This is a genomic window from Microcoleus sp. S13_C3 (assembly GCF_036700905.1).
Classification (GTDB): Bacteria; Cyanobacteriota; Cyanobacteriia; order Cyanobacteriales; family Microcoleaceae; genus Microcoleus.
Genome location: NZ_JAUBPT010000099.1, coordinates 1 through 24,809 on the forward strand (window position 1 = coordinate 1; position 24,809 = coordinate 24,809).

At 43.9% G+C, this 24,809-nt stretch carries 26 protein-coding genes and 1 riboswitch; of the genes, 7 read left to right on the forward strand and 19 right to left on the reverse strand.

Going from position 1 to position 24,809, the window contains the following annotated elements:
* Positions 1–173: 173 nt before the first annotated feature.
* Positions 174–809: a uracil phosphoribosyltransferase gene (upp, locus tag QUA16_RS23780; RefSeq protein ID WP_333106241.1), complete on the forward strand. Its 636-nt coding sequence runs from the start codon at positions 174–176 to the stop codon at positions 807–809.
* 320 nt (positions 810–1,129) lie between these two features.
* The gene (locus QUA16_RS23785; protein ID WP_006635359.1) at positions 1,130–1,276 is read left to right on the forward strand and encodes a hypothetical protein; all 147 of its coding nucleotides are present in this window, start codon (positions 1,130–1,132) and stop codon (positions 1,274–1,276) included.
* 259 nt (positions 1,277–1,535) lie between these two features.
* Here the strand turns inward: QUA16_RS23785 and QUA16_RS23790 are convergent, their stop codons facing one another.
* Positions 1,536–3,455: a hypothetical protein gene (locus QUA16_RS23790; RefSeq protein ID WP_333106240.1), complete on the reverse strand. Its 1,920-nt coding sequence runs from the start codon at positions 3,453–3,455 to the stop codon at positions 1,536–1,538.
* Positions 3,456–3,492: 37 nt separating this feature from the next.
* Positions 3,493–5,025: a glycosyltransferase family 4 protein gene (locus QUA16_RS23795; protein ID WP_333106239.1), complete on the reverse strand. Its 1,533-nt coding sequence runs from the start codon at positions 5,023–5,025 to the stop codon at positions 3,493–3,495.
* 76 nt (positions 5,026–5,101) lie between these two features.
* Between QUA16_RS23795 and QUA16_RS23800 the strand changes: the two genes are divergently transcribed.
* Positions 5,102–5,572, forward strand: a complete 471-nt coding sequence (locus QUA16_RS23800) for a tetratricopeptide repeat protein (protein ID WP_333106238.1) — start codon at positions 5,102–5,104, stop codon at positions 5,570–5,572.
* A 143-nt stretch (positions 5,573–5,715) separates the two neighbouring features.
* Entirely contained in the window at positions 5,716–6,675 is a 960-nt protein-coding gene (locus QUA16_RS23805; protein ID WP_333106236.1) for a glycosyltransferase, read from the forward strand.
* 77 nt (positions 6,676–6,752) lie between these two features.
* Here QUA16_RS23805 and QUA16_RS23810 read toward each other — a convergent pair whose 3' ends face one another.
* A complete protein-coding gene (locus tag QUA16_RS23810; protein WP_333106235.1) occupies positions 6,753–7,004 on the reverse strand; it encodes a hypothetical protein in 252 nt (83 codons plus the stop codon).
* Positions 7,005–7,201: 197 nt separating this feature from the next.
* Between QUA16_RS23810 and QUA16_RS23815 the strand changes: the two genes are divergently transcribed.
* Complete coding sequence (locus tag QUA16_RS23815) at positions 7,202–7,432, forward strand: hypothetical protein (protein WP_333030109.1); 231 nt, start codon at positions 7,202–7,204, stop codon at positions 7,430–7,432.
* Positions 7,433–7,486: 54 nt separating this feature from the next.
* Here the strand turns inward: QUA16_RS23815 and QUA16_RS23820 are convergent, their stop codons facing one another.
* The 3 genes from QUA16_RS23820 to QUA16_RS23830 all read right to left on the reverse strand — a co-directional run bounded on the left by QUA16_RS23820 (position 7,487) and on the right by QUA16_RS23830 (position 8,437).
* The gene (locus tag QUA16_RS23820; protein ID WP_333106234.1) at positions 7,487–7,768 is read right to left on the reverse strand and encodes an antibiotic biosynthesis monooxygenase; all 282 of its coding nucleotides are present in this window, start codon (positions 7,766–7,768) and stop codon (positions 7,487–7,489) included.
* Between the two features lie 75 nt (positions 7,769–7,843).
* Complete coding sequence (locus tag QUA16_RS23825) at positions 7,844–8,110, reverse strand: type II toxin-antitoxin system PemK/MazF family toxin (RefSeq protein WP_333106233.1); 267 nt, start codon at positions 8,108–8,110, stop codon at positions 7,844–7,846.
* Positions 8,111–8,260: 150 nt separating this feature from the next.
* Complete coding sequence (locus QUA16_RS23830; RefSeq protein WP_333106232.1) at positions 8,261–8,437, reverse strand: hypothetical protein; 177 nt, start codon at positions 8,435–8,437, stop codon at positions 8,261–8,263.
* Positions 8,438–8,607: 170 nt separating this feature from the next.
* Between QUA16_RS23830 and QUA16_RS23835 the strand changes: the two genes are divergently transcribed.
* Complete coding sequence (locus QUA16_RS23835) at positions 8,608–9,309, forward strand: diacylglycerol/polyprenol kinase family protein (protein ID WP_333106231.1); 702 nt, start codon at positions 8,608–8,610, stop codon at positions 9,307–9,309.
* Between the two features lie 156 nt (positions 9,310–9,465).
* Here the strand turns inward: QUA16_RS23835 and QUA16_RS23840 are convergent, their stop codons facing one another.
* From QUA16_RS23840 to QUA16_RS23865, 6 genes are all read right to left on the reverse strand, one after another.
* On the reverse strand, positions 9,466–10,344 hold the full coding sequence (locus tag QUA16_RS23840) for an ABC transporter ATP-binding protein (RefSeq protein WP_333106229.1): 879 nt from the start codon (positions 10,342–10,344) through the stop codon (positions 9,466–9,468).
* 297 nt (positions 10,345–10,641) lie between these two features.
* Positions 10,642–11,508, reverse strand: coding sequence for a methyltransferase domain-containing protein (locus QUA16_RS23845; protein WP_333106228.1), 867 nt, complete (start codon positions 11,506–11,508; stop codon positions 10,642–10,644).
* Between the two features lie 19 nt (positions 11,509–11,527).
* Entirely contained in the window at positions 11,528–11,968 is a 441-nt protein-coding gene (locus QUA16_RS23850) for a hypothetical protein (RefSeq protein WP_333106227.1), read from the reverse strand.
* Between the two features lie 157 nt (positions 11,969–12,125).
* Positions 12,126–12,270, reverse strand: a riboswitch (cobalamin riboswitch).
* A gap of 38 nt (positions 12,271–12,308) precedes the next feature.
* Positions 12,309–12,887, reverse strand: coding sequence for a Uma2 family endonuclease (locus tag QUA16_RS23855; protein ID WP_333106226.1), 579 nt, complete (start codon positions 12,885–12,887; stop codon positions 12,309–12,311).
* Positions 12,888–13,094: 207 nt separating this feature from the next.
* On the reverse strand, positions 13,095–14,495 hold the full coding sequence (locus QUA16_RS23860; protein WP_333106225.1) for an ABC transporter substrate-binding protein: 1,401 nt from the start codon (positions 14,493–14,495) through the stop codon (positions 13,095–13,097).
* 93 nt (positions 14,496–14,588) lie between these two features.
* Entirely contained in the window at positions 14,589–15,332 is a 744-nt protein-coding gene (locus QUA16_RS23865) for a hypothetical protein (protein WP_333106224.1), read from the reverse strand.
* A 128-nt stretch (positions 15,333–15,460) separates the two neighbouring features.
* Here QUA16_RS23865 and QUA16_RS23870 point away from each other — a divergent pair, with 128 nt between their 5' ends.
* A complete protein-coding gene (locus QUA16_RS23870; protein WP_333106223.1) occupies positions 15,461–15,637 on the forward strand; it encodes a hypothetical protein in 177 nt (58 codons plus the stop codon).
* Between the two features lie 26 nt (positions 15,638–15,663).
* On the opposite strand, the gene QUA16_RS23875 is transcribed toward QUA16_RS23870, so the two are convergent.
* From QUA16_RS23875 to QUA16_RS23905, 7 genes are all read right to left on the reverse strand, one after another.
* Positions 15,664–17,763 carry a leucine-rich repeat domain-containing protein gene (locus QUA16_RS23875; protein ID WP_333106222.1) on the reverse strand — a complete coding sequence of 700 codons (2,100 nt, stop codon included), beginning with the start codon at positions 17,761–17,763 and terminating at the stop codon, positions 15,664–15,666.
* Positions 17,764–17,810: 47 nt separating this feature from the next.
* Entirely contained in the window at positions 17,811–18,854 is a 1,044-nt protein-coding gene (locus QUA16_RS23880) for a leucine-rich repeat domain-containing protein (RefSeq protein WP_333181360.1), read from the reverse strand.
* Between the two features lie 62 nt (positions 18,855–18,916).
* Positions 18,917–19,798, reverse strand: a complete 882-nt coding sequence (locus QUA16_RS23885; protein ID WP_333181362.1) for a leucine-rich repeat domain-containing protein — start codon at positions 19,796–19,798, stop codon at positions 18,917–18,919.
* Between the two features lie 90 nt (positions 19,799–19,888).
* The gene (locus QUA16_RS23890; protein WP_333106219.1) at positions 19,889–21,985 is read right to left on the reverse strand and encodes an SPFH domain-containing protein; all 2,097 of its coding nucleotides are present in this window, start codon (positions 21,983–21,985) and stop codon (positions 19,889–19,891) included.
* A gap of 58 nt (positions 21,986–22,043) precedes the next feature.
* A complete protein-coding gene (locus QUA16_RS23895) occupies positions 22,044–22,169 on the reverse strand; it encodes a hypothetical protein (RefSeq protein WP_333106218.1) in 126 nt (41 codons plus the stop codon).
* A 216-nt stretch (positions 22,170–22,385) separates the two neighbouring features.
* The gene (locus tag QUA16_RS23900; protein ID WP_333106217.1) at positions 22,386–23,303 is read right to left on the reverse strand and encodes a DUF2207 domain-containing protein; all 918 of its coding nucleotides are present in this window, start codon (positions 23,301–23,303) and stop codon (positions 22,386–22,388) included.
* A gap of 377 nt (positions 23,304–23,680) precedes the next feature.
* Positions 23,681–24,739: a DUF2207 domain-containing protein gene (locus QUA16_RS23905; protein WP_333106216.1), complete on the reverse strand. Its 1,059-nt coding sequence runs from the start codon at positions 24,737–24,739 to the stop codon at positions 23,681–23,683.
* Between the last annotated feature and the right edge of the window lie 70 nt (positions 24,740–24,809).

A 24,809-nucleotide genomic window follows, 5' to 3' on the forward strand; every position in this document is an offset into this window, starting at 1 on the left:
CGATGGCTGATAAGGAATGAGAATTAAATAACTTCCACTCTTGAAAGTGGGATGGGCGTCCCGCCCTTCCAAAAAGGACGGGCGGGACGCCCATCCCACAATAACAATTTTAATTGTAAGTTATTTAATTCGCGATCCTAAGTTAGAATAAAGCCAATTAATTATTCAAAAAAATGAGTGCTCAAGTTACTGTCCTCGACCATCCTTTGATACAGCACAAGTTAACTCTGATGCGGCAAACTCAAACGAGCACGGCGAAATTTCGCCAACTGCTGAAAGAGATTGGAATGCTGCTAGCCTATGAAGTGACGCGAGATTTGCCGCTAAAATACGAACTAATACAAACGCCGATCGCCAAAATGAATGCACCGGTGCTGGCTGCCGAAAAGAAAATTGTTATTATTTCGATTATGCGCGCTGGTCAGGGACTGTTAGATAGTATTTTAGAGCTGATTCCGTCTGCGAGGGTAGGACATATTGGTTTGTACCGCGATCCGACAACTCGGATGGCGATCGAATATTATTTCAAAGTTCCCCAAAATATCGAACAGCGAGATGTTTTAATTGTCGATCCGATGCTGGCTACTGGTAATTCAGCAGTGGCGGCAGTGGATAGGCTGAAAGAAGTTAATCCGAAGTCTATTAAGTTTTTGTGCTTGCTGGCGGCACCGGAGGGAGTGGGGCACTTTCACGAACAACACCCTGACGTGCAGATTTATACGGCGGCTGTTGACGAGTGTTTGGACGAGCATGGCTATATTGTACCTGGACTGGGAGATGCGGGCGATCGGCTTTACGGCACTCTGTGAATTCAATAAAATTATTTTCTGCTGTATATGCCAATACATTCATTTAAAAATAAGTTTACTAACATAAGCATTGGTTTGATAGTGCCATACAATGTAAATTGTAAAATTTTAATGTCAGGAAAAGCCTATATATAACAATGGTTCTAGGGTTTTCTTACATTAAATTCGTAAATTGCATTATCTAGATGTATTTACTGCATTTTATGGAGCAAATCTCTGCCTTTAGTGTAATTAATTCCAGGAATTTAGTTCATAAAATAGATGTATGATGCTCACCGTTTGTGATCAACTAATTATATTTCTTGACGAGGAAAAAAACAATGGAGACTACAGCACAGAAAGAAGCCCCAACTCAGCCTGTTGAGGAAGTGAAAATTAACAATATCAACAGTTTGGAGTTTGAGCTTTGGGCTAAAGCAGTCAAACGGCAGATGATTGCAGCACTCTCTAAAAAGGGCGCGATTTGAGAGCTCTGGGTTTTTTGTGTGCAACTTGTGTTAATTAATTAAATTAACAAAATTTTTGTCTGCATTGTTGTCCGAGTTACGGGAGGGGCAAGAGAAAGAATTTTCCTTTTTCCGAGTTTTGGACGTACAGGTGGAAGGAAGCCGGGTTTTTTTACGAAAATACTTCTGTTGCGATCGGCAGAAATGGTAAAAAAACCCGGTTTCTTTGTGTCAAGAGTTCCTCCGGGACTGTTCTATCTGCCGAATGCTTTCTGCCAGATTACGATCGCTTGTCAACCGCTGCCAGCAAGCGCAGACTTCCATCTTGAACCTGCACTGCTTTCACCGTTCCCACAGCAACTCTTTGTTGACCGTTAGCCATCGCTACCTCAATCTTAATCTTGGGGTCAGCCTGTAATCCCAGCCGCCCCCACAGCCACTTGACTTGAGTAGCAGGAAAAGAGCGCACTTCTACATCAGAAAAGGGCGAATTAACCCAGCGGCTACCGTCGTAAAAACTCGCTACCTGCACCTGATACCAAACTTGTTCTCCCGCCAATTTTAACTCATTGTTCGGTTCTGGTTCCAGCCACTCAGCGGGATTGACACTGTTAATTAAAGTAGCAGAACCCATAATTTGACTTTTGTGGTCTTCTAGATTTTCAGCCTGAGAAACTGCTTCCTCAAGTTTGTTGACCAAATTCCGAATTCGACTTCTGGTTTCGCTGTCAGTATCTGATTGCTGGTCGAGCCAATTCATCGCCTCGCGAGTTCCGTCTTGAGAAGCTACAATCAGAGCACCCCAAGCCTTGACATCGGCGTCAGCGGCATTCACTCTCAAGGCGGCGTCTATGCGGTTCCAGATCCGCCCGCCGTCATTTTTGAGGGTTGTGGCTATTTCGTTACTGTTGCTCGGATCTGCTTCAAATACTTGCAAAGCTTCGGCCCAGCGGCCGTCGATCAATTCTGCGAGAACTTGTTGACCGGGACTGGCCCAAGATGCGATCGCCTGAGCCCGAGTAATTTTAGCGTGAAATTCGATCGTTTCTAGCTGAGCTTGCGCGACTGCGGGCCAATTTTTGCCGGCTTTCCCCTTCGCCACACGCATAACATTTAATGCTGGAGACCACAGCCCGCTTTTGGCCAGTCGCAGCCCATTTTTGTAAGTCTCGTCATTGAAAGCAATTTCTTCTAAAGAAATCGCCGTTAACTGAACTGGGTTGGGCAAAAATTTGCGCGGGCCAATTTGATAAAGGGTAAATTGCGGCTCTAAACCAACTGTTTGGTCGATCGCCAACTGCGGGTTTTCGCCCTTAACAATTTGCTGCCAATTCGGCGCTTGTCCCGCCGCACTCGCCCACTCCAACAGTGGCATTAAATGATTTTGGCTGGGGTTGTAGCGAACGACTTGTCCGTAGGGAATTTTCTTGTCGCCCCGGATTAGTTTACCGCTGACATTAAACCAAATGCCTGCGGCGGGGGGCTTTCCGTCAAAGCGGCGCAGTTCTGTTAGGGGTAACGACTGATTCGAGGCTTGATTGTCAGATGTAGAGTCAGCTAAGGAAGCAATGACAAAAGATTCCGCCGGGCCTTCTACATTCACAGAACTTGCTAACTGAAAATACTGCTCTTTATCGGAACTGCGATCGGGAAGTTGCACTCGCTTGTACACCCGAAGTTCGACAATTTGACGGCAAGGATTTTTGCAAACAGTAGAAGCCTTAACAGTTCTTTCTACCATCACCGGCAATAGCAAATCGGAAATAGAATTATCGCGGGATTGATCGACGGGAAGCGGCAGGGGTTCTCCGGTTACGAATCCCAATTTTCGGATGCTGGCTTTGATTTGATCGAGAGTTTGGATCGAATCTCTGCTACCTGTAGGCAGGCGCGACCATTCCGGCACAAACTGAGAGATCAACTTGTTGCCATTGGGATCGACGATTAGCTGATAACTCAGCCAAGCGCCACCTCCCATCAAAGCTGTACAGCCACCCAAGATGCTGAGGGCTGTCAAATTAGCTATCAGTCTTTTCCAGGGATATCTGGCGCGAGTTCGGGGAGTAGGTATTGGAAGCTGGGACTCTTGAAGATTTTTGGGGCGTCGGGTTTGGCGCCGCCGTCTTGTCGGAGGAGGAGCAACTTTGCTATTTTCTGGGGGTTTGGCTCGATTTTTTGAAGGGTTAATTTTGTGTTCCATCGTCCCATTTTAGAATTTAGATTTTAGAATTTAGAGTTTAAAATTGCAATAGCCGATCGTACTGCCGACCTATGATATCCCAAGTGTATTGGCTTTCAACGAGCGATCGAGCCCTGACAGAGAGCTCCTGTCTTAGCTGCTGATTTTCAAACAAACTGGCGATCGCCTCAACATACTCCTGAACTTTGTTCGCCCGCAAGGCCCTTCTCGGTTGTGGGCCGCCATCGACGGCTAAACCCTCCAAACCTCGATCGCTAGCAACCACGGGAGTTCCCGCAGCCATCGCCTCCAAAGTTTTATTTTTAATCCCAAAACCAATCCGCATCGGCACCACACAAACAGCAGCTTGATGCAAATATTCTGCCACCCTTTGCACCCGGCCTACTACTTGAATTCCGGGAAGTTCCCCCAAGGCGAGCACTTCCGGGACTGGCGAAGCCCCTACTAGGGTGAGGGTAGCATCGGGATAGCGCTGCTGCAAAGGCGGCAGTATTTGCAAACTGAGAAACCGCGCCGCGTCAATATTGGGCAAATTGTTCATTGCGCCTGCAAAAATTAAGCTGTGTCCTCCCGGATCGATCGACCGGTACGGAAATTGAGTTAAATCCACGCCGTTAGGAATGACATCAATGGGAGGTACAAAAAAATCTTGTTTTCCTCGCACTCGAACCGGAGGCGACAGCAATTCTAGGAGTTGCTCTCTGTCGGTGGATGTTGTCGCAACAATCCGGGAGAATTTGGAACAGTAGCGTTTTTCGTAGCGGGCGAGTAGGGGTAAATTTAGTCGATCGCGCAGGGGTTTTTCCGAGGTGCCGGTTGCTAACATTTCCCTGCAAGTTCCCCAAACGGAACTGTGAATGTTTGCCACTGTCAGCAGTTTTTGCCGCCATTCTGGACGCACGTAAATCTCGTTAACGCTGTGCTCGCAGGTGACAGCATCGCAGTTGCCTGCTGTTACCAATTCGTCTGCCCAATTCTGCATTGCTTGGGAGTAGCTTGAGAGTACGTTTGGAGGTGTGCCCGACTGCAAAAATTGACCGAATCTGTGGAATTTTCCTATTATTTCAGGGAACCCCCCCTCAGTCCCCCCCTTATTAAGGGGGGGAGGCAAGAAGCCCTCCCCCTGGTTAAGCAGGGCTGTTTCATTATCCGTAGGGGCCGTGCCCCCGTGCCGCCCCTCTTGGTCGGATCTGCAGATCGAATCGTCTAGGTCGGGGGTAGGCACGGAGGCACTACCCCTACAAAATTCATGTTTTTGGTGAGAATGAAACAGCCATGCCTGGTTAAGGGGGGGAGGCAAAAAATCCCCATCGGGTTCTGGATCGAGTCTTAGCCCCCCCTTAATAAGGGGGGGTTGGGGGGGTAATCGCGGGTTGGGAAAAACTGCTAATTCTGTGACTTGCTGGCGCAATGTGTCGATTTGTGCATCGGTGACATCGGGCGATCGTACAGTGCCGAGAATTACATCATGCCGCCGGCTCAAGTATTGTAATAAATTAAACGTCCTTACCTGAGTTCCTCCGCGGCTGGGCGGATAGGGAAAAGTCGAGGAAAGCATCAAAATCTTCATGGGATGTGGAATAAATAAAGTTGCCGCTTGCGCGATAAAATTGATTGATTAAATCTTTTTAACAATCTTCGCACCTATGGACGAATTATCTCTTAAGGCGCTGCTCGAAGACTTGAAAAAGCCCGACCAAAGCGTGCGCGATCGGGCAACTACAGAACTCTGGCACACTTGGTTTAACCAGAAAGGTGACTATGGGATGCAAATTCTCAGGCGATCGCAAGTTTCGCTGGATGCAGGCGATGTTCACCACGCTTTGGATTTGCTGACGAAACTGATTGCGGAAGCGCCGGATTTTGCGGAAGCTTGGAACCGACGCGCCGTACTTCACTATACCCAAGGAAATTATAAAAAGTCGATCGACGACTGCGAAATCGTCCTCAAACTGAACCCGGTGCATTTTGGGGCGTTGCACGGTCTGGGTTTGTGCTACGCTGCCTTGGGAGAATACCTAAATGCTATTCAAGCTTTTCGCCGCGCTTTGGAAATTCAACCGTTTGCTTTGGTGAATCAAAAGTTAATTCTCGAATGTACGGCTCGTTTGAGTTAAAATACATTGGGAATTGGGCATTGGGAATTGGGCATTGGGAATTGGGAATTGGGAATTGGGCATAGGGAATTGGGCATGGGTGGTTTATTTTCCTGGACTCAAGTGCGAATTTTTTCCACACTCTAAAATTGAAAATAGTCGTAGTGCCGAAAATTAGCGTTTGCATTCCTACTTACAATCGAGTGCATCTACTGGCTTGTGCGATCGCCAGCGTGCTAGCTCAAACTTATACAGATTTTGAATTAATTATCTGTGATGACGGTTCCACTGACAGCACTCCACTATTGATGTCGGAATTTGTTGATCGCGGGATTCGCTACATTCGCCACCCGCAGAATATCGGCAAGAGTAATAATATGCGATCGGGCTTTGCGGCGGCAAGGGGCGAATATTTTATCAAGTTTGACGATGACGATCGCCTGAGCGCGCAATTTCTAGAGCGGACATCTGCTATTTTAGATAAAGACCCCAGCATCGATTTTGTCAGTACAGATCACTGGGTGATCGACATTAACAATTATATTGACGAAAACCAGACGAAACTGAATTCGCAGCGGTGGGGCCGCACCGAGTTGTCGGCTGGAATTATTGAAGATTTGCTATCTGCTGTTTTTCTCAGACAAAGTTTGCAAATAGGGGCGACTTTGTTTCGGCGCCGCGCCCTGGAAGAAGTTGGATTTCTGCGGCCGAATTTGCAAAATTGCGAAGATAACGATTTGTTTGTGAGACTTGCGATTGCGGGCAAAAAGTGCTATTATTTGCCGGAGCTGTTGATGGAGTATCGAGTTCATGCAGGACAGCAAGGAGTCGATCGGGCTATTCCCTATTTAAGCGATAAATTGCGCTATTTGACCGGCTACGAATTTGATTCCGAGAAGTTGGAAACAGTCAGGCTCCAAAGGATTGCAGAAACTCAATTAGCGCTAGGTTTGCGGCTGATTGAGGTGGGTGAAACTGCAAAAGGGCGCCTGATGGTGCGGGCTGGAAAGTCGGTTTCTGCGGCGAAAATGTGGGCGGGTTTGGGATTGTCGCTGTTGCCGGTGGAGTGGCGGGGGAGGGCTTTTGAGTTTGTGCGGGAGTTGGTGAAAAGTGCTGAATTCTGAATTTTAATATCAAGTCCGGTTTCCTAATTTAACCTTTAGATAGCGGCAGGCATTGCGGAGATGTTTGGAGAATCTATTCAAGCATCTCTTAAAGCTGTACTAGCTATATTTATTGCTTCTAAAAATTCACTAAGTGGAAACTTCAATTCCGCTAAAAAATCGGGATGAACATATTGTGAGTATATATCTATTTCCATTTTGTCAACACCTTTATCTTTATTGATTTGTGCAACTTGTTGTCCCTTATATTGTATTTCAACAGTCATTTCATTATATTTAATGTCACTTAAATAAAGAATTTCAAAACCAGAGTCTAGATTTATAGCCATTTTGAACCTCTTAATCTACAAATGTACCAAAACTACCATCTGCTTCAAACCTGATTCGACTTCCATCAGGAACTATAGCCTCAATTTCACCTCTTCCAAGTCTAACAAAAACAACATCTGGATGATTTAGTATCCGATCGTGCTATGATATTTATACACTAAAGCTAAGGTCTGTACTTTGAATAGGAGAAATCGCTATGCAGATACCAGAAAATCCAAGCAATAATGACATTAGGGAAGCATTGATTGAGCTAGGTCAGAAAGTCGATCGCCTGGAATACAAATTTGACGCATATCAGAAAGGAACTGATGGTATGGTGAGGATGGCCACGACTATTATTATTGCTACTGCTTCCGTCGTTGTCTTGTCTAGCCTCAGTCCCGCAGTAACAGCCATAGTGACAGCATTGTCAGCAGGAAACGGATAGTAATAATTAGGAATCAAATTTCTTGACACTATACAGAGGCGATCGTGAGTTGTTTCACAATACTCCTGACTCTAATTGGTCTAGATAAATAAATTCAGGAGCTTTAACTCCCGCTTCCTCTCTAATTTTAACCAGTCTAGGCGACTCAAAAAATGCCCTAGCATCTGCTATGGATGTCCACGCGGAGAAATGAACAATTTTGTTAGGTTCATTGTCATACTTCAAGACCTGATAGGAGCGCTCTCCAGCTTCTTTTCGGATGCTTTCAGCATTATCAAATACCTGTTTCCAAGCTTCATAATTTTCTACTTCATGAATAATTAAGACATACTGCATAGCAGTCAGATTCTCTGATAATTTCAAAACTTCAAGGGTTCGGTTTACTCGTCTTCTTCCTCAGCATTTTTCTCTTTAAATCCCAACCAGAAAAATATTACCTATTCTACGTCGAGCATTTTCTCGGATGTCAGACTTCCCAATTTGCGTATTTTGTACGTCAAATACTCCTTCTCGGAGGAACTTATTTTTGACTTTCACCTCAAATCTTGAACCGCGTAGACTTGTTGTAGGTGGCAATAGAGTCGCTAATGCCCGGTCTTGATTTAGAGCAGGAATACTCACGACCAAGCATGGTCTGACTTTCGCAATATAACCTATATCGACTAAGCTGTGTTGCATCTAGATTGCCTATGGTATTAGAGAGGGAGAAGGGGAGAGGGGGAGAGGGGGAGAGGATTTGGCGATTTTTGATCGGGACTCGAAATATACAATTTAAATGCACAACAGCTTAACCAGATTTCACCACGATCTGGACTATTCATATACGGATTATTCCTCATCTAGCTCTAGAAAAAGTCCCTCAGCATTTAGAACTAAATCGTCATCAGATAGGGGGGGGAAGTCTAAATTAACAGTCCGTTTCAAAATTTCCAATACCAAATCTAACCGCTCTGAGTCTGTTAATCGCTCAAAGGTATTCAAAAGTTCTTCTACTAAAATAGTCATAGCTTTTTCCCTAGACTTGCTTATAGCATAGCACAGGTTTTAAGTAGACCAACCTCAAAAAACATAACAGCCAGCTCCCCGCAGCACTTTAAGGCTGCGGGGTTCTAACATCGATCACGCTTTCCACTAAAGTAGTAAACAGTGCTCCATCTAAGTTTTTCCTAAATATCGTGTCTATATTTGCTGAAATTCCGACTGTGTGGCTGCAAATTTCCCTCGTGGGAGTCTGGCTGGGCTTGATTTTACTGGTAGCTGAAGGGTTAAATCGCTTTACTTCTGTCGATGCTGAGGTATCGCGGAAGATTGTTCACATCGGTACTGGAAATGTGATTTTGCTGGCGTGGTGGCTGGAAATACCCGGTTGGGTGGGGATTTCGGCGGGGGTTTTAGCAGGCGCGATCGCCCTAATTTCTTACCAAGTTCCGATTTTGCCCAGTCTTAACAGTATCAATCGGCACAGTTGGGGAACTTTTTTCTATGCTGTTAGTATCAGCGTTCTCGTGGCTTGGTTTTGGCCACTGCAACATCAGGAATACGCTGCTTTGGGCATTTTAGTCATGACTTGGGGCGACGGATTGGCTGCTGTCATCGGCCAGAAATACGGCAAACATATTTATCGAGTTGGGGGAATTCAGAAGAGTTGGGAAGGTTCTGCAACTATGTATTTGGTGAGTTTTGCTATTAGTAGTTTGATTTTGCTGGCGGTTCAAGGCAATATTTGGCAAACTTGGGCTGTGTCTGCTGTTGTCGCTTTAGTTGCTGCTACTTTGGAGTCGGTTTCCAAGCTGGGAATTGACAATCTGACTGTGCCGATCGGCAGTGGGGCGATCGCCTTTTTCCTAAATCAATTTTTGATGATTGGTAATGTGTAATCTGAACTTCCCCCCACAGGGGGCGTTGCTGGATACAGGTATGAATTCAAGATTTCCCAATTGCTATAAAGCAAGTATGGTGAGTTTTGTAACTTCCATTCAAAGGTGATTCATACCGTGAATCACCAACGCCAATTATCAATTGTCTAAGTCCCGTTAAAGCAGCCGACGTGCTTGTAAAATTTGTTGTTGCCATTGCTCGAAAGCGGGGATTTTTGAGCGATCGTCTGTGGGAAACATCGCCCTTATTTGCTCCATAAGCTCGATCGCCAGCGGTACGCCAAGCTGCAATTGTTCCAACACATCCCGCTGAGCAAAAACTGTTTCCGGTGTTCCTTCTAAAATCAATTTTCCTCGATCCATTACAAACACCCAATCAGCCCAGCGGTAGATGAAATCGAGGTCGTGACTTGCTAAAAGAATAGTGGTTCCGGCGTTGTGAATTTGTTGGAGTAAACCGATCAGTTGTCGGGTGTGACGCGGATCGAGATAGGCGGTAGGTTCATCTAACAGCAGCAGTTTGGGCTTGAGAACCATGATATCGGCGATGGAAACCCGCTTTTTCTGGCCCAAACTGAGATTGTGAATTGGTTCGCGGGCGAGTTCGCTTAGATCGAATTTGTCGATCGCCTGCTGCACCTTTTGAGCAATTTCGGATTCTCTCAAGCCTAAATTGTACAATCCATAGGAGATATCTTCTTCTACCGTCGAAGCTACTAATTGATGTTCGGGATTTTGAAAGACGAGTCCGATTTGTTGGCGCAGTTGCATCAACGATTTGCGATCGTAGCGAAAGGGTTCACCTTGCCAGCTAATGATTCCCTGTTGCGGTTGATATAAGCCATTTGCTAACAGAAAAAATGTAGTTTTACCACAGCCATTTTGACCGATCAGCCCGCAGCGTTTCCCGGCGGGGACTTTGAGATTTAAACCCTGAATTGCCACTCGCGAACCGCAGGGATAGGAGTAGGAAGTGCCAGCGAATTCTAGAATTGGGCATTGGGCATTGGGCATTGGGCATTGGTTATTGGGCATTGGTTATTGGTTATTGGTTATTTGTTATTTGTTATATCAATTCCGGTTGCACTTTTTATGATATGTCGGACACGGGAGTGCCGTTTCCCTACCGGGATTAATTGTAGGGACATGGCACTGCCGTGTCCTGACTGTGGGTAACATTAATTCCGATGCTACCGGATTTGATATTATTTGTTATTTTTTAGAGCGTAGTCGGTGGATTACCATAATAAAATTGGTTCGTAGTAAGGACTTTAGTCCTGATTAAGAAAGGACTCTTCATCCTCACTACAAACTTATGAGGGTTAGTTTGTATCAGCGTTTATCTGGTTCTAGTAGCCGCCAAAGTTGCATTTCATAACAGAGATGTTTCTCAAAAAGTTGGCCAGCCTCCAATCCTTCAACCACCAGCTTCTTGAACCAGCGACGAAATATCCAGCGCAGGAATTTGTGGACGGGGGGAACTGCGATCGCAATCAAATCTGCAACATAGATCATTGTATTTAGTCCATAGCGGCGGAAAGTATCGACATACAAATCGATTGTTGGCAAAATATGGGCGGAAATATCCTCAGTTTTTACTAAAGTGAATCCAGCTTGCTTTAATGCTGCATGAAGTTCCGTAACAACATGACAATTAGAGAACATTCCCTCTTTATAATTAGCATCAGATCGCAGCATATCAGCCAGCAAAACATAACCGCCAGGATTGAGGATTTTGGCGGCACCGTTAGCAATATCAACAGCCGACATATACTGGCTACTTTCGCTAAAGAGAATAAGATCGTAGAAATGGGTTGCTTTGAAGTCTTCAAACCTCGTGAGGTGGAAGATTGCCCGATCGCCCGTACACTTAAGAAAGCGCTGTTGTTGGAACGGATCGGGTGCTAGCCCTTCGACTGCAAAACCTCGATCGAGCAAATAAGCCGCATTTCCGCCAATCCCGCAACCCACATCGAGTATCGTATGAGTGCCTTTGGGGATCGCATCTAACAGTTTTACAGTATAAGCTTGCTGAGCGAGGCGCAATCGTGCGATCGTTAGTTCGTCAGCGGGTACAGGTAGGGTTTCCCAATAGCCGTAGTGAAGGTAGGGCGAATCTGTCAGGCCCAAATAGTAATTAAGCGCTGCATTTTGGTAGCGAGTTACCTTGGAAATTTCGATGGATTTTGGCTGCGGCATTCGGAAAATTTAGTAAGTTTTAGGATTTCGGGCAGAGTTGAAATTCTTCCCAGCGCTTGCATACCTGTTCATAGCACTCAACAGGAGAAATTGCCAACTTTTGCAACAAATTGATATCAATCTGACCGTTGGCGATCGACAAAAATATAATTGCTGCCTTGGGTTCGTAGCTAGCAATGATTTGGAGCAGATTTGAAACAGTGTTTTCCTCTAGTTCTAGTTGCTGCAAATAAACGGTTGCCTCCAAGTCGCAAATAAATTGCAGATCGTATTTTATAGTATCTACGCTCCAATTCACAGAGCCGTTAATGGGAGTCTTGATTGTGCAAGCAACCAAGCCTCGTCCTCGATGCAAAAAACCATTCCAAGCAGTATGTCCTATCTGCAAAATATTCTGGTGAATAAACAAGTTTTGCCAGTAGCCAAAGCTACCCTGCCAAACACTATCTTCAATTCGCATTTGTTTTCCATTAAAATAATATACGCTTCAGAACCCAGAGGGAATTACATCAGCGTTAATCTGTGTTTATCTGCTGATATCTGCGGTTAAAAAACCCCAATCCAATAATTTTAAAAATAATAAACTCACCATCATCCATACCTCGCAGATGAAAAACATGATTGTAAACAAATCGGCGGGCATCCTGACTCAGAGATGCAACGATCTCATTACAGTTGCGGGACAGCGCCGGATTCGCACCGAACTTTCCCCCTTGCGTCTGATGTGTGTTTTTCATCAGAGCCGATCGATATACGGGAATATTACCACTATTTGGAACATTTGACAAAAAACAGTCCGCCTATTCACCAAACTCAATATTTTCATACAAATCGGCCAGCGAAATCTCCACAGGAATAGAGGTTAAAGTCAGCCGATCGCCCATACAGCTATATTCCGAAAAAATCCACTTATTCGCTTCAGTTTTAGAATATTGCTCGACCTGTAGCCGATACTGGTCGATTAATAAATACTCCTGAAAACTAGGAATACTGCGATAGGCAGCAAACTTTTCATCGCGGTCATAAGCTTTAGTACCTTTAGACAGCACCTCAGCAATTAGCAGCGGATTCGTAATTGTATCCGTCCGTCCAGATTGCAGCTCGATCGGGCGCGCTACCACCATCACATCCGGGTAAGTATAATTATTAAGCTGCGGAACCCAAACCCGCTGATCCGATGCAAAAATACTGTAAGGTTTACCCTTAAGACTCACCCTCAAAATAGCATTTAAGATGCTCGTAATTTCATTGTGATCAGGTGTGCCGCCAGCCATCAGAACAATCTCCCCATTGATAAATTCATGCCGATCCTGAGAATTGATTTCCAATTCTAGATATTCCTCAGCGGTGTAGGTTTTGGTTTCAACTTGCGCGATCATACACAACGATCTCCTTTAATCTACTCATTTCATTTTATCTTAAAAATTATGCTAATTCAACAGAAAAGGATAATTTAATCATGCTAAGAAACAGGCAAGATGCCTGTTCCACAAAGATTGAATTTTATTGTGGGGCGGGCAGGATGCCCGCCCCTGAAAGGCTGATTGAGAATGTGCAAGATGTGAGTGCGATCGCACTTAACAAACTTACCGCAGCGGGACAAAGTTATAGCCAGTGCTTCCTCCTTGTTTCACTTGCACTAAAATCGGCTTACCAGCCCGATCGCCCGTGGGCAAAAACTTCACATCCTCGCTCGATCCTGCTGCCGAAAAACTCGCATTTCTGAGTGCTTGTTGCAATCCTTCCCGCGTATTGCTTTGCCGCAAGCCAGCGATGACAGCTTGAGTCGCGTCAAAACTCGTTGCTGTTCGCCAATTCACAATGCCTCCCCAACGCTGGCGGGCATTTTCTGGGAAACGGCTACCGGGATTAGTGTCAGGATGCCAGGGAACGGCCAAAACCAGCCCGTCAACGTCTTTTTGTCCGTCTTTTAAAGTTTGAAAGGTGTAGAGGGTAGTGCTGCCGTAGAGTGGCAATTTGCCTCGATTGCTGCGAGCCAGAGAAATCGCACGGTCAATGCGATCGACGTGGGGTGCTACCATCAATCCTTGTGCACCTTTGCTGACAGCATCGGCCAGGGCATTGTCGGGATTAAAAGAGGGTAATGAAAAGTCGCAAACAGTGGGAACTAATTTGCCGCCAGCAGCAGTAAGAGATGCCACAAATTCATCTTTAAATGATATGTTATCCGGTGCTTGGGAGTCATAACAAACGGCAATATTAGTTTTGCGTTCTGTTTTAACTACATATTCTGCTAAGGGAGCCGCCATGACGCTAATATTGGGGACTGTGCGAAATATGTAGCTGCCAAATCCTGATAGATTATTGGCAAAGCTCGTCGGTGTCACCATTACCAGTTTTTCTTGCTGATAGATCGGAGCAGCTTCGAGAGATGCGTTGCTAGCATTGTGTCCAATTACTGCTAGTATACTCGGATCTTTAGTCAATGTCCTTGCAACTTCTCTGACCACTTCTGGACTATTGTCATCGTTGACAATTTCTACTTGCAGTTTTGCGCCGTTGATGCCACCGCTATTATTGATTTCATCCTGAGCTTGGGCGACACCTCGAAGGATTTCTTGGGCGACATTGGGGTTGCTACCAATGGGGACGCTGACAGCAATTTTCAAGGGAGAAGCATTGCTGGTTGTGGCATTATTCAAATAGATAATGGTTTCCGGGTCGTTGCGATTTTGTTTCAGCGAATCCTGAAAATTTTTGACTGCTGCTTGGTAATCTCCATTGACAAAAGCTTGAACGCCTGCTTGTTTTGCTGCTGTTGTTTGCGATGTCAGCAATATCTGATTTCCTAAACTGATCCGATTGGGGAGCGTTCCAGGTGCGATCGTTGTCGATGTAGATGTATTTGAACTTTTGGCATTCAATAAACCGGGAAGGAACTTGTATGCGCCAAACCCAATTAAGCCGAGGACAATAATAAAAACAATGGGCGGCGGGCTGTTTTTTTTGTTAGTATCTTGATACATGATTTTTTGTCTTTATTTTGATAGTGTTTTGAGGCCGAACCTCTGGGTAAGTATTCCCAGCAGAACTTGGGAAGAGAAAATTCCATCTAAACCTCACTTTCCAATAAGTCCCCAATAGAGCACGCCCCAAAGTTGGAAAACCTGCTTTGCTTCCTCGTCATAGCCTTTAGTTTTGAAAATAGCCTCTGCCTGTTTTAGGTGGCTTATTGCTTGTTCTTTGTTTTTTGTTTGGTCTTGGTTAAGCAAAGCCGATGCCACTCTAATGTGAGTATCAGCATCATTGGAGTCACTTCTAATTGCAGTTTCCCAGTGGAAAATCTCCTCCTCTATAGTCTCCCATTGAAGTTCTTCGCTATAATTTTGTTGTCTGGGAAAGCCTTCAAGACCGTAATTTTTGATATTCAGAAATGTCGCAATGACTTCGGCTTTTTTATGCTTGTCTCCCAAACCAGTGCTGAAGTATGAAGTTAAAGGCACAGACCGCTTGCCTGAGTCCAGCACCAGACATACACGATACTTAATACTCTCACTATCCTCAATCTTCTGTATTTCCACACCTGAAATATCTTGAATCAGGTGTTTGACCACTTTGATTTTGAAAATGAGTGGTTGTTCCCACTTGAAAGTCAGATGACCGAGATTTTTATCAAATGTAACGCTCTCAATCTGTGAGAATATCACCAACATCAAACCAATTACAGCAAATAAATAAAGGAAAACGCTGCCGGAATACCAACCAAAAGGCAAACCAAATGCCAAAAAACTACCCCCAACGAATAGATTCATCCAAAATGCCGCCGTCTCTCGCAGTTCCAGCTTGTCTGATGTTTCTTTCATGATTTTATATTTAATCAATTTCCAGCTAATGTTATTAACATAATCAAACAAGCCCAAGTGAAAGTCAATTCATTAAATTCATTAATTAAGTTCATAAAAGTCATATTTGTATCTTTGGGGCGGGCAGGATGCCCACCCCACAACAGTTTCAGGGAAATTTGCTGTTTCCCTATCGCGTTTCTGGTGCGATCGCAGACAGTGCATTTCCAGATAATGCTAGGATCGTAGAACAAGTAATTGCGATCGACTTTGGTGAATTTATGTGTTTGTGTCCAACTGTAAATGTCATCATCTTGTGTCTCTAGTTTTCCGAACTGTAAAGTTTGAGCATTTAATTCCAGTGTGCCCAATCACAGGTAGACTCTGGCTCGATCGGGCAAATTTTGGGAGAAATCGGATTTCCACCGATGTGAAATAACATCAGGTTAGTCAAGGAGTGTAAGGGTTTGATATCGCTGATTTTATTGTCATTAAGTTCGAGCCACTCAAGTTTAGTCAAGGATTGTAAGGGTTTGATATCGCTGATTTTATTGTTCTTAAGGATGAGATTAGTCAGGTTGGTCAAAGATTCTAGCGGTTTGATGTCGCTAATTTGATTGTTTTGGAGTTCGAGCCATTCAAGTTTAGTCAAAGATTCTAAAGGTTTGATATCGCCTATTTTATTGTCGCCGAGTCCGAGAACAGTCAGGTTAGTCAAGGATTGCAATGGTTTGATGTCAGTAATTTCATTGACGTGGAGGTTTAGAGTAGTTAGGTTACTCAAGGATTCTAAGGGTTTGATATCGCTGATTTCATTGTTTATGAGACCTAGCATAGTCAGGTTAGTCAAGGATTGCAATGGTTGAATGTCGCTGATTTGATTATTTTCAAGACCGAGTTGAATGAGGTTAGTCAAAGATTGCAATGCTTGGATATCGCCGATCCTATTGTTGTAAAGGCCGAGATTAGTCAGCTTGCTTAAAGATTGCAATGGTTTGATATCACTGATGAGATTATCGCTGAGACCGAGATGAGTCAGATTAGTCAAGGATTGCAAGGGTTTTATATCGCTGATTTGATTTTTGTGGACTAAAAGTTTAGTCAGGTTCGTTAAGGATTGCAAGGGTTTGATGTCAGTGATTTCATTACTGTTGAGGTCGAGTTCCGTGAGACTAGAAAGTTTCTGATTAGCTGCATCGCACTCAGTAGTTTCAGCTTTTTCCAACAAAACTTCAACAGTATGTTTAGCTTCAGCGCTCAAATTTGCTTTTTCGCGACACCAATCACCAAATGTTTGTCCAGTGTATTCTGATTGTTTCTGAGTGACTGATGAAGAATGTCTATTTCTAGATAATTCTATAAGGGCAACCGCATTTCCGTGCAGCTTGATCTGAGTCAGGTTAGTTAAAGATTGCAAGGGTTTGATATCGCTGATTTGATTATTTTTGAGGTAGACATTAGTCAGTTGAGTCAAAGATTGCAAGGGTTTGATATCGCTTATTTGATTGTTGTTGAGATTGAGCCAAGTCAGTCTAGTCAAAGATTGCAAGGGTTTAATATCGCTGATTTGATTGTTTTCGAGAACGAGCGCAGACAGTTGAGTCAAAGATTGCAAGGGTTTGATGTCGCTGATTTGATTATCGCTAAGGGAGAGATTATACAGGCTAGTCAAAGATTGCAAGGGTTGAATGTCACTGATTTTATTGTTGCTGAGGGAGAGATCAATCAGTTGAGTCAAAGATTGCAAGGGTTGAATGTCAATGATTTCATTGTTGCTGAGGGAGAGATTATCCACCAGGTTAGTCAAAGATTGCAAGGGTTTGATGTCGCTGATTTTATTGTTGCTGAGGAAGAGAGTATTCATTTGAGTCAAAGATTGCAAGGGTTGAATGTCACTGATTTGATTACCGCTGAGTAAGAGAGTAGTCAGTTTAGTCAAAGATTGTAAGGGCTTGATGTCACTGATTTGATTATATTGGAGTTCGAGAATAGATAGGTTGGTCAAGGATTGCAAGGGTTTGATGTCGCTGATTTGATTGGTGCTGAGTTCGAGCCTGGTCAGTTTAGTCAAAGATTGCAAGGGTTTGATGTCGCTGATTAGATTGGTTCTGAGTTCGAGACTGGTCAGTTTAGTCAAAGATTGCAAGGGTTTGATGTCGCTGATTTGATTGCCATTGAGGTCGAGTTCCGTGAGACTCGAAAGTTTCTGATTAGCTGCATCGCACTCAGTAGTTTCAGCTTTTTCCAACAAAACTTCAACAGTATGTTTAGCTTCAGCACTCAAATTTGATTTTTGGCGACACCAATCACCAAATGTTTTGTTTGCGGGTTGCGTTTCTGCCGCGATCGCACACAGCGCATTTCCCGATAATGCTAGGGCGATGAGGACACGACAAGTAATGGCGATCGGCTTTGGTGAATTCATGTGTTTGTGTCCAGATGTAAGTGTCATTATTTTGTGCTGAGATTTTTCGTAAAAGTGAAGTCTGAGTATTTAATCTATGGTTCCCAGCGGCATATAGACTCTGGCTTGAGAGGACAAGTTTTGGGGGCGATCAGATTTCCGCTGAGGAAGAGATAAGTTAGCTTAGTCAAAAATTGCAAGGGTTTGATGTCGCTGATTTTATTGTCATTAAGTTCGAGCGACTCAAGTGGAGTCAAGGATTGTAATGGTTTGATATCGCTGATTTGATTATTTCGGAGGATGAGAGCAGTCACCTTAGTCAAGGATTGCAATGGTCTGATATCACTGATTTGATTGTCATTAAGTTCGAGCCACTCAAGTTGAGTCAAGGAGTGCAATGGTTTGATATCACTGATTTTATTGTTGCTGAGTCCGAGCGCAATCAGTTGAGTCAAGGATTGTAAGGGTTTGATGTCGCTGATTTGATTGCTGTAGAGTAGAAGATTAGTCAGTTGAGTTAAGGATTGCAATGGTTTCATGTCGCTAATTTTATTATTGATGAGATTGAGAACAGTTAGGTTAGTCAAGGATTGTAAGGGTTTGATATCGATGATTTGATTGCTGTCGAGACGGAGTTGAGTGAGGCTAGTCAAAGATTGCAATGGTTTGATGTCGCTGATTTGATTATTTTCAAGACCGAGTTGAGTGAGGTTAATCAAAGATTCCAATGGTTGGATATCGCCGATCCTATTGTTGTAGAGACCGAGATTGGTCAGCTTAGTCAAGGATTGCAAGGGTTTTATATCACTGATTTGATTTTTTTGGGCTAAAAGTTTAGTCAGGTTTGTTAAGGATTGCAAGGGTTGGATGTCGCTAATTTCATTTTCGCTGAGGTTGAGTTCTGTGAGACTCGAAAGTCTCTGATTAGCCACATCGCAATCAGTAGTCTCAGCTTGCTTCAACAGCACCTCAACAGTATGTTTAGTTTCAGGACTTAAAGAAGCTTTTTTGCGACACCAATCACCAAATGTTTTGTTTGCGGGTTGTGTCTGTGCGACTGAGGGGAAAGATATATTTCCACACGATCCTAAACCGATCGCACTAAAAGCAAATACCGCCATCAACCTTGGTAAATTCATGTGTTTCTGTCCAATTATAAATGTCATCATTTTGTGCCTCTGATTTTCCGAACAGTAAAGTTTTATGATTTAGGTAGTGGTTCCCAATAGCAGATAGACTCTGGCTTGAGAGGGCAATTTTGGGGAGCGATCGGATTTCCGCCGAGACCGATCCCAGTCAGATTAGTCAAGAGTTCTAGATGTTTGATGTCACTAATTTTATTGTTTTGGAGACTGAGCCTAGACAGTCTAGTCAAAGATTGCAACGGTTTGATATCACTAATTTGATTATTGCTGAGATTGAGCGACTCAAGTTGAGTCAAGGATTGTAATGGTTTGATATCGATGATTTGATTAGTGCCGAGTTCGAGAAAATTCATGCTAGTCAAAGATTGTAAGGGTTGGATGTTCCTGATTTGATTGTTATCGAGAGTGAGATAATCCAGTTCAATCAAGGATTGTAAGGGTTTGATGTCACTGATTTGATTATTGTCGAGAGCGAGAAAACTCAGCTTAGTCAAGGATTGTAAGGGTTTAATGTCACTGATTTGATTGTCGTAGAGGGAGATCGAAGTCAGTTTAGTCAGAGATTCCAAGGATTTGATGTCGCTGATTTCATTTCTACTGAGGCCTAGTTCAGTTAGTTTAGTCAAAGATTCCAAGGGTTTGATATCGCTGATGTCATTGTTATCGAGGTCGAGTTTTGTGAGACTTGAAAGTTTCTGATTAGCTGCATCGCACTCAGTAGTCTTAGATTTCCGCAACAACACTTCAACAGTATGTTTAGCTTCAGGACTCAGAGAAGCTTTTTCGCGACACCAATCACCAAATGTTTTGTTTGTGCTTTGCGTTTCTGCTGCTAAAACCGAAAGTCCATTTCCAAATCCTAAACCGATCGCACTAAAAGCCACTACCACCATCAACCTTGACAAATTCACGTATTTCTGTCTAACCATAAACGTCATAATTTTGCACCTTTAATTCTCTGAACCGTAAAATCTTAGACAAAAAGCTTTCAGAGAGGACGATCGTCCTCTCTACAAATTGCACTCAGCTCAAATATCTAACAATTCACCAAATGCCGAATCAATATCAATCTCCGCAACAGCCACAGACTGAGCAACTGGTGAATGATTAGGAGACTCCGGCGACTTCACCGAATGCACATTTACTACTGGTGATTCAGCCACAGGTTCCACAACAACAGACTTAGATTTCTTAACATTAATTACAGGTGAATGTGATCCATTTTCTCCATTTTTACTGGTTTCATTCCGCAGCAAGATTGCCATCAAACCGTCCAGCAAACCCCCACTACCGCCGTTACCATTGACTGTGACATCGGGAACAACACGAACGCTACCATCCGAAACTGCTTGCATCAGTTGCAACAGCGTGTAACTCTGCGTACCCAAAGCGTTGACACCAACTTGATAAGCATCCGCTTTTGCTTGTCCCATCAGCCGAATCCCTTCTGCTTCACCACTAGCGTGTTCGATCGCAGCAGTTGCACTCAATTGAGCAATTTTCACCCCTTGTTCCGCCGCCACCACCTGATTTTGAATGTTGGCGATCGCAGTTGCGCGCACCAATTCTTGACGCTGCGACTCTGAAATGCGCTGTACGTCGTAAGTTTTTTCTTGTTCCTGAGCAATTTTGCGATCGGTCAATGTTTGCATCAACTCTGGTGGTGGCGAAATCAAACCGATCAGCGTGTCCACAGCTTGCACGTCGTAGGCCCGCAGGGCTTGACGAACGTGTTCTGCCGCCTCTGCTTGGCGCTGGCTGCGGGCGATCAGGAAATCGAGTATTGTATATTCTTGAGAGGAATTGCGAAAATAATTGCCCACAATTGGACGCAGCACTTGGTCGATCAGATTCTGCATCGAACCTTGCCGCGAAATCACTCTCGGTGCATCCAAAGTACCGACATGAATGATCTGAAAAACTTCTAACTCAAACGTAAATCCGTCAAAAGAAAGCAATCTCAGAGCACTTAATTTGGAGTCGTAGCCGTGTTCTCCACTGAACCGCGATGTGAAGTTTAAAACTACATCCGTAGTGGGAACAAGTTCTACTTTCATCACTTTTGTATTGATCGGATGTTTGCCTGGATAAAGCGGTTCGACCCACACGCCTTTATCGCCTTTATTGACAAGATTGCCGTGGGTAAAAGCCACGCCGCTTACGTCTTGGTGCGATTTTCCCACATAGGAAATTACTACGCCTACATAGCCGATCGGCACTTCGGTCATATTTACTTGTTCAACTTGCACAAACCAGGGATTGAGGTTCCAAGAACCCGATAGAATCACCTGTTCTTGCAAGCCCCTGCGCCCGCCACCCTTGATGAAAGATTGTGCTTTTTGGAAATTGTCGTGACCGGGAATTATTGGCCCAGCAATTTCACCTTCATCAATCGGAACGCCGTCTAGCACGTTCGCAATTCCCACGCGATCGGGAGCAAGTTTGTATAGTTGAAGTTGCGACGGCTGCATACCCTTGGCAGAGGCATTGGCAGAAGTAATCACCTCAAAGACAGCCGTATTGATCCGATAAATACCAGTTGTGATTATGGCTAGTTGCCGTCCTTTTTCTCCACCGTCGGTGAGAAACTTTCGAGCATTTTGAAAATTGTCGCAATCGACGACTTTGCCTAAAATGCGATCGGGAGGAATAGTGGCTCCGTCATTGGCAATAATTAAACCGATTTCATCTTGAGGGACAACCACAACTGGTTCTTTGCGAACGCTATATTGCCAGGGAAAATAACCAAAATGCCAGCCGGGAGGAAGGGTATCTGCTTGCAAACCTCCTTCGCCATCGAGTGCAATCAATCTACTGGATGGCAAATTTTTGCTGGAGAATTTCTTAGTAACAATTCCCACTTCTCGTTCGCCGATCGCAATTAATCCCAAAGTCCAGCCAATCTTGGGTATAAAGATGAAAATTAAGAAAATTGCTCCTACCGGATAGATCCAAATCGGAATGCTAAATCCTTCTGCTTGGGCTAGTTGAACTTCTTGGGCTTGCGGAGGTGGCGGATTGGTTTGTGCGGAAGTTGGTGGGGCAAAAGCGCCTGCTCCTGCGATCGCGGTTGCTAAAGATACTGCTAAGGGTAAAAGTTTGCGAAGCCAACGTGATTTAGTCATAGTTTTTAACCTGTTTTAAGCTCAAATGTACTGAAAAGTTGTTAACTAGAATCAGTATTCAATAAACTTCTGTGAAAGTCAATTCATTAAAGTCATTAATTATATTCATAAAAGTCATATTGGGAATAGGATTGTGCATGAAGTGCGATCGTTTCATCTCAAAATGAGTGACTAAAATTTCCATCCAATATTTAAAAGCGATCGTACAATCTGTAAGAAAGTACGATCGCCCTTATTCAAATCCGGCCCGCTAAACTAACGAGAATACGAAAATTATCAACAATATTTCTGGAGGCGCGGGTAGTCAGAAACCGGGTTTTTGGCGAGAATACTTGGTTACAACCCGCAGATTCAGTAAAAACCCGCTGTCTTTGCTTGTGATGCGTAAGTCGCGTTGATATTAACCACCGCCACCGCCACCACTGCCACCGCCACCACCACCACCGCCGCCGCCACCACCGCCGCCGCCACCGCCGCCGCCACTGTCATAGTCGCTACCACCACCGCCGCCACTACCACTACCACTGCCGCCATTAATCATGAATATAGTAATGATGATTCCAAATATCCAAAGCACTGGAGAAGTGAGTCTGGGTTTTGTCAAAAAACCTTCTGCTCCCGAAGAAGATTGAGATTGGTTGCCACTTTGTTGCCAACCAGGTTGAGGTATATTCAGAATTGCCTGGGGAAATGCGATTTGCACTTCTAATTCTTGTTCTGGTGGAATAGGCTGACTTGCCACAAACTCAAATGTTTTAGGATCTACTTGACGAGGAACTGCTGCTGCACCAAAATTCGTAAAGGAGAGAACTTTCCCTGACAAAGCTTGTGGGAATTTTACCGTAACTTTTCCGCTATTAATGGGAGCTTTGCGACCCGCTGCAATAGCTTTCCAATAAACTAGAGTATTCCCACCATCTAAGTGCAATCCACCTACTACTCGATATTTGATGACAAAAGTATGTGTGTCTGGCGGTTTGAGTTCATGTTGCCAGCGAATCCAAAGTTCATTGTTTTCGGTTCCTGTGCTACTGGCAATTATTTGATTATTTTCGGCGACGGTGACATCTTTAATTGCATCGACCTTATCTAAAGGAATATAGCGGTAGCGTTCATTGTTGTAGGCTGCTGTAAATACATATTTTTGGGTTTCGGTAACTAACATATCTCCGTTTGTCTGAACGTCGATGATGACGTTGATGTTATCCCAGTAAAACGGTAGCGGTTGTGCCGCTGCATGAGTTACTGTGACTAAGAATAGGCTTAATGATGCTAGTAATAAAAAAAGTATTTTTTTTATTAGTCGTTTATTTATCATAGGATTTCCACAAGATAAGTGTTGACTACAATTATTCAACAGGTTTCTTTTGAAGTCAATTCATTAAAGTCATTAATTATATTCATAAAAGTCATATTTGGAAGAGGATTGTGCATGAAGTGCGATCGTTTCATCTCAAAATGAGTGACTAAAATTTCCATCCAATATTTAAAAGCGATCGTACAATCTGTAAAAAAGTACGATCGCCCTTATTCAAATCCGGTCCGCTAAGCTAACGAGAATACGAAAATTATCAACAATAGTCCTGGACGCGCGGGTAGTCAGAAACCCGGTTTTTGGCGAGAATAATTGGTTACAACCCGCAGATTCAGTAAAAAGCCGGTTTCTTTGCTTGTGATGCGTAAGTCTCGTTGATATTAGCCGCCACCACCACCGCCGCCACCGCCGCCACCGCCACCACCACCACCGCCACCGCCCCCACCGCCGCCACCGCCGCCACCATCATTGCTAATGATAATGATTGGAATTACTTCTTCGTACTCGTTATGGTAAGAGCAGTTTCCACAGTTGCAGGTAACTCGCTGCTTTCCTGAAGTGCGAGTAGTTGCACGAATCAAAACTTGATAAGTCCGTTTGAGATTAAGCGTTTTACACTCAGGGCAGCGTCGGTTAGTGATTGCTTTCTTGATTTCTTGGTAAATAATGACGCTGAAAATCCACACAAAGAGAAGAATCATCAACGGAAAAAACCCTAAGGCTACAAACAATACCAAACCAACTAGCAAAAAACCGATTACACCCATTATGTTGTTTATGAAAGAGCCTTCCCCTCCTTGGTTTCCAGCTTGTTGCCAAGCAGCTTGAGGTATATTCAGAATTGCCTGGGGAAATGCAATCTGCACTTCTAATTCTTGTTCCGGTGGAATAGGCTGACTTGCCACAAATTCAAATGTTTTCGGATTTACTTGACGAGGAACTGCTGCTGCACCAAAATTCGTAAAAGAGAGAACTTTCCCTGACAAAGCTTCTGGTAATTTCACCGTAACTTTTCCGCTATTAATAGGAGCTTTGCGACCCGCTGCAATGGCTTTCCAATAAACTAGAGTCTTCTCACCATCTACCTGCAATCCGCCTACCACGCGATATTTGATGACAAAAGTATGTGATTCTGGCGCTTTTAATCGATGTTGCCAACGAATCCAAAGTTCATTGTTTTCAATTCCCGTGCTACTCGGAATTATTTGATTATTTTCTTGAACGATGACATCTTTAATTTCATCTACCTTACCTAGAGGAATATAGCGATATCGTTCTGTGTTGTAGTCGGCTGTGAACACATATTTTTGGGTTTCTGTAACTAACATATCTCCGTTAGTCTGAACGTCGATTAGAACGTTAATATTCTCCCAGTAGAACGGTAGTTGTTGGGCGGATGAATGAGTTACTGTTACTAACAATAGGCTTAATGAAGCCATTAACAAAAAAAGTATTTTTTTGATGAGTCGTTTATTTATCATAGGATTTCCACAAGATAAGTGTTGACTA

Excerpts from the sequence above, each read along its gene's own strand:
- upp (WP_333106241.1), top strand. The coding sequence starts at position 174 with ATGAGTGCTCAAGTTACTGTCCTCGACCATCCTTTGATACAGCACAAG.
- QUA16_RS23785 (WP_006635359.1), top strand. The coding sequence starts at position 1,130 with ATGGAGACTACAGCACAGAAAGAAGCCCCAACTCAGCCTGTTGAGGAA.
- QUA16_RS23790 (WP_333106240.1), bottom strand. The coding sequence starts at position 3,455 with ATGGAACACAAAATTAACCCTTCAAAAAATCGAGCCAAACCCCCAGAA.
- QUA16_RS23795 (WP_333106239.1), bottom strand. The coding sequence starts at position 5,025 with ATGAAGATTTTGATGCTTTCCTCGACTTTTCCCTATCCGCCCAGCCGC.
- QUA16_RS23800 (WP_333106238.1), top strand. The coding sequence starts at position 5,102 with ATGGACGAATTATCTCTTAAGGCGCTGCTCGAAGACTTGAAAAAGCCC.
- QUA16_RS23810 (WP_333106235.1), bottom strand. The coding sequence starts at position 7,004 with ATGGCTATAAATCTAGACTCTGGTTTTGAAATTCTTTATTTAAGTGAC.
- QUA16_RS23815 (WP_333030109.1), top strand. The coding sequence starts at position 7,202 with ATGCAGATACCAGAAAATCCAAGCAATAATGACATTAGGGAAGCATTG.
- QUA16_RS23820 (WP_333106234.1), bottom strand. The coding sequence starts at position 7,768 with ATGCAGTATGTCTTAATTATTCATGAAGTAGAAAATTATGAAGCTTGG.
- QUA16_RS23825 (WP_333106233.1), bottom strand. The coding sequence starts at position 8,110 with ATGCAACACAGCTTAGTCGATATAGGTTATATTGCGAAAGTCAGACCA.
- QUA16_RS23830 (WP_333106232.1), bottom strand. The coding sequence starts at position 8,437 with ATGACTATTTTAGTAGAAGAACTTTTGAATACCTTTGAGCGATTAACA.
- QUA16_RS23840 (WP_333106229.1), bottom strand. The coding sequence starts at position 10,344 with ATGCCCAATAACCAATGCCCAATGCCCAATGCCCAATGCCCAATTCTA.
- QUA16_RS23845 (WP_333106228.1), bottom strand. The coding sequence starts at position 11,508 with ATGCCGCAGCCAAAATCCATCGAAATTTCCAAGGTAACTCGCTACCAA.
- QUA16_RS23850 (WP_333106227.1), bottom strand. The coding sequence starts at position 11,968 with ATGCGAATTGAAGATAGTGTTTGGCAGGGTAGCTTTGGCTACTGGCAA.
- QUA16_RS23855 (WP_333106226.1), bottom strand. The coding sequence starts at position 12,887 with ATGATCGCGCAAGTTGAAACCAAAACCTACACCGCTGAGGAATATCTA.
- QUA16_RS23860 (WP_333106225.1), bottom strand. The coding sequence starts at position 14,495 with ATGTATCAAGATACTAACAAAAAAAACAGCCCGCCGCCCATTGTTTTT.
- QUA16_RS23865 (WP_333106224.1), bottom strand. The coding sequence starts at position 15,332 with ATGAAAGAAACATCAGACAAGCTGGAACTGCGAGAGACGGCGGCATTT.
- QUA16_RS23870 (WP_333106223.1), top strand. The coding sequence starts at position 15,461 with ATGCCCACCCCACAACAGTTTCAGGGAAATTTGCTGTTTCCCTATCGC.
- QUA16_RS23875 (WP_333106222.1), bottom strand. The coding sequence starts at position 17,763 with ATGACACTTACATCTGGACACAAACACATGAATTCACCAAAGCCGATC.
- QUA16_RS23880 (WP_333181360.1), bottom strand. The coding sequence starts at position 18,854 with ATGAATTTACCAAGGTTGATGGCGGTATTTGCTTTTAGTGCGATCGGT.
- QUA16_RS23885 (WP_333181362.1), bottom strand. The coding sequence starts at position 19,798 with ATGACGTTTATGGTTAGACAGAAATACGTGAATTTGTCAAGGTTGATG.
- QUA16_RS23890 (WP_333106219.1), bottom strand. The coding sequence starts at position 21,985 with ATGACTAAATCACGTTGGCTTCGCAAACTTTTACCCTTAGCAGTATCT.
- QUA16_RS23895 (WP_333106218.1), bottom strand. The coding sequence starts at position 22,169 with ATGGAAATTTTAGTCACTCATTTTGAGATGAAACGATCGCACTTCATG.
- QUA16_RS23900 (WP_333106217.1), bottom strand. The coding sequence starts at position 23,303 with ATGATAAATAAACGACTAATAAAAAAAATACTTTTTTTATTACTAGCA.
- QUA16_RS23905 (WP_333106216.1), bottom strand. The coding sequence starts at position 24,739 with ATGGCTTCATTAAGCCTATTGTTAGTAACAGTAACTCATTCATCCGCC.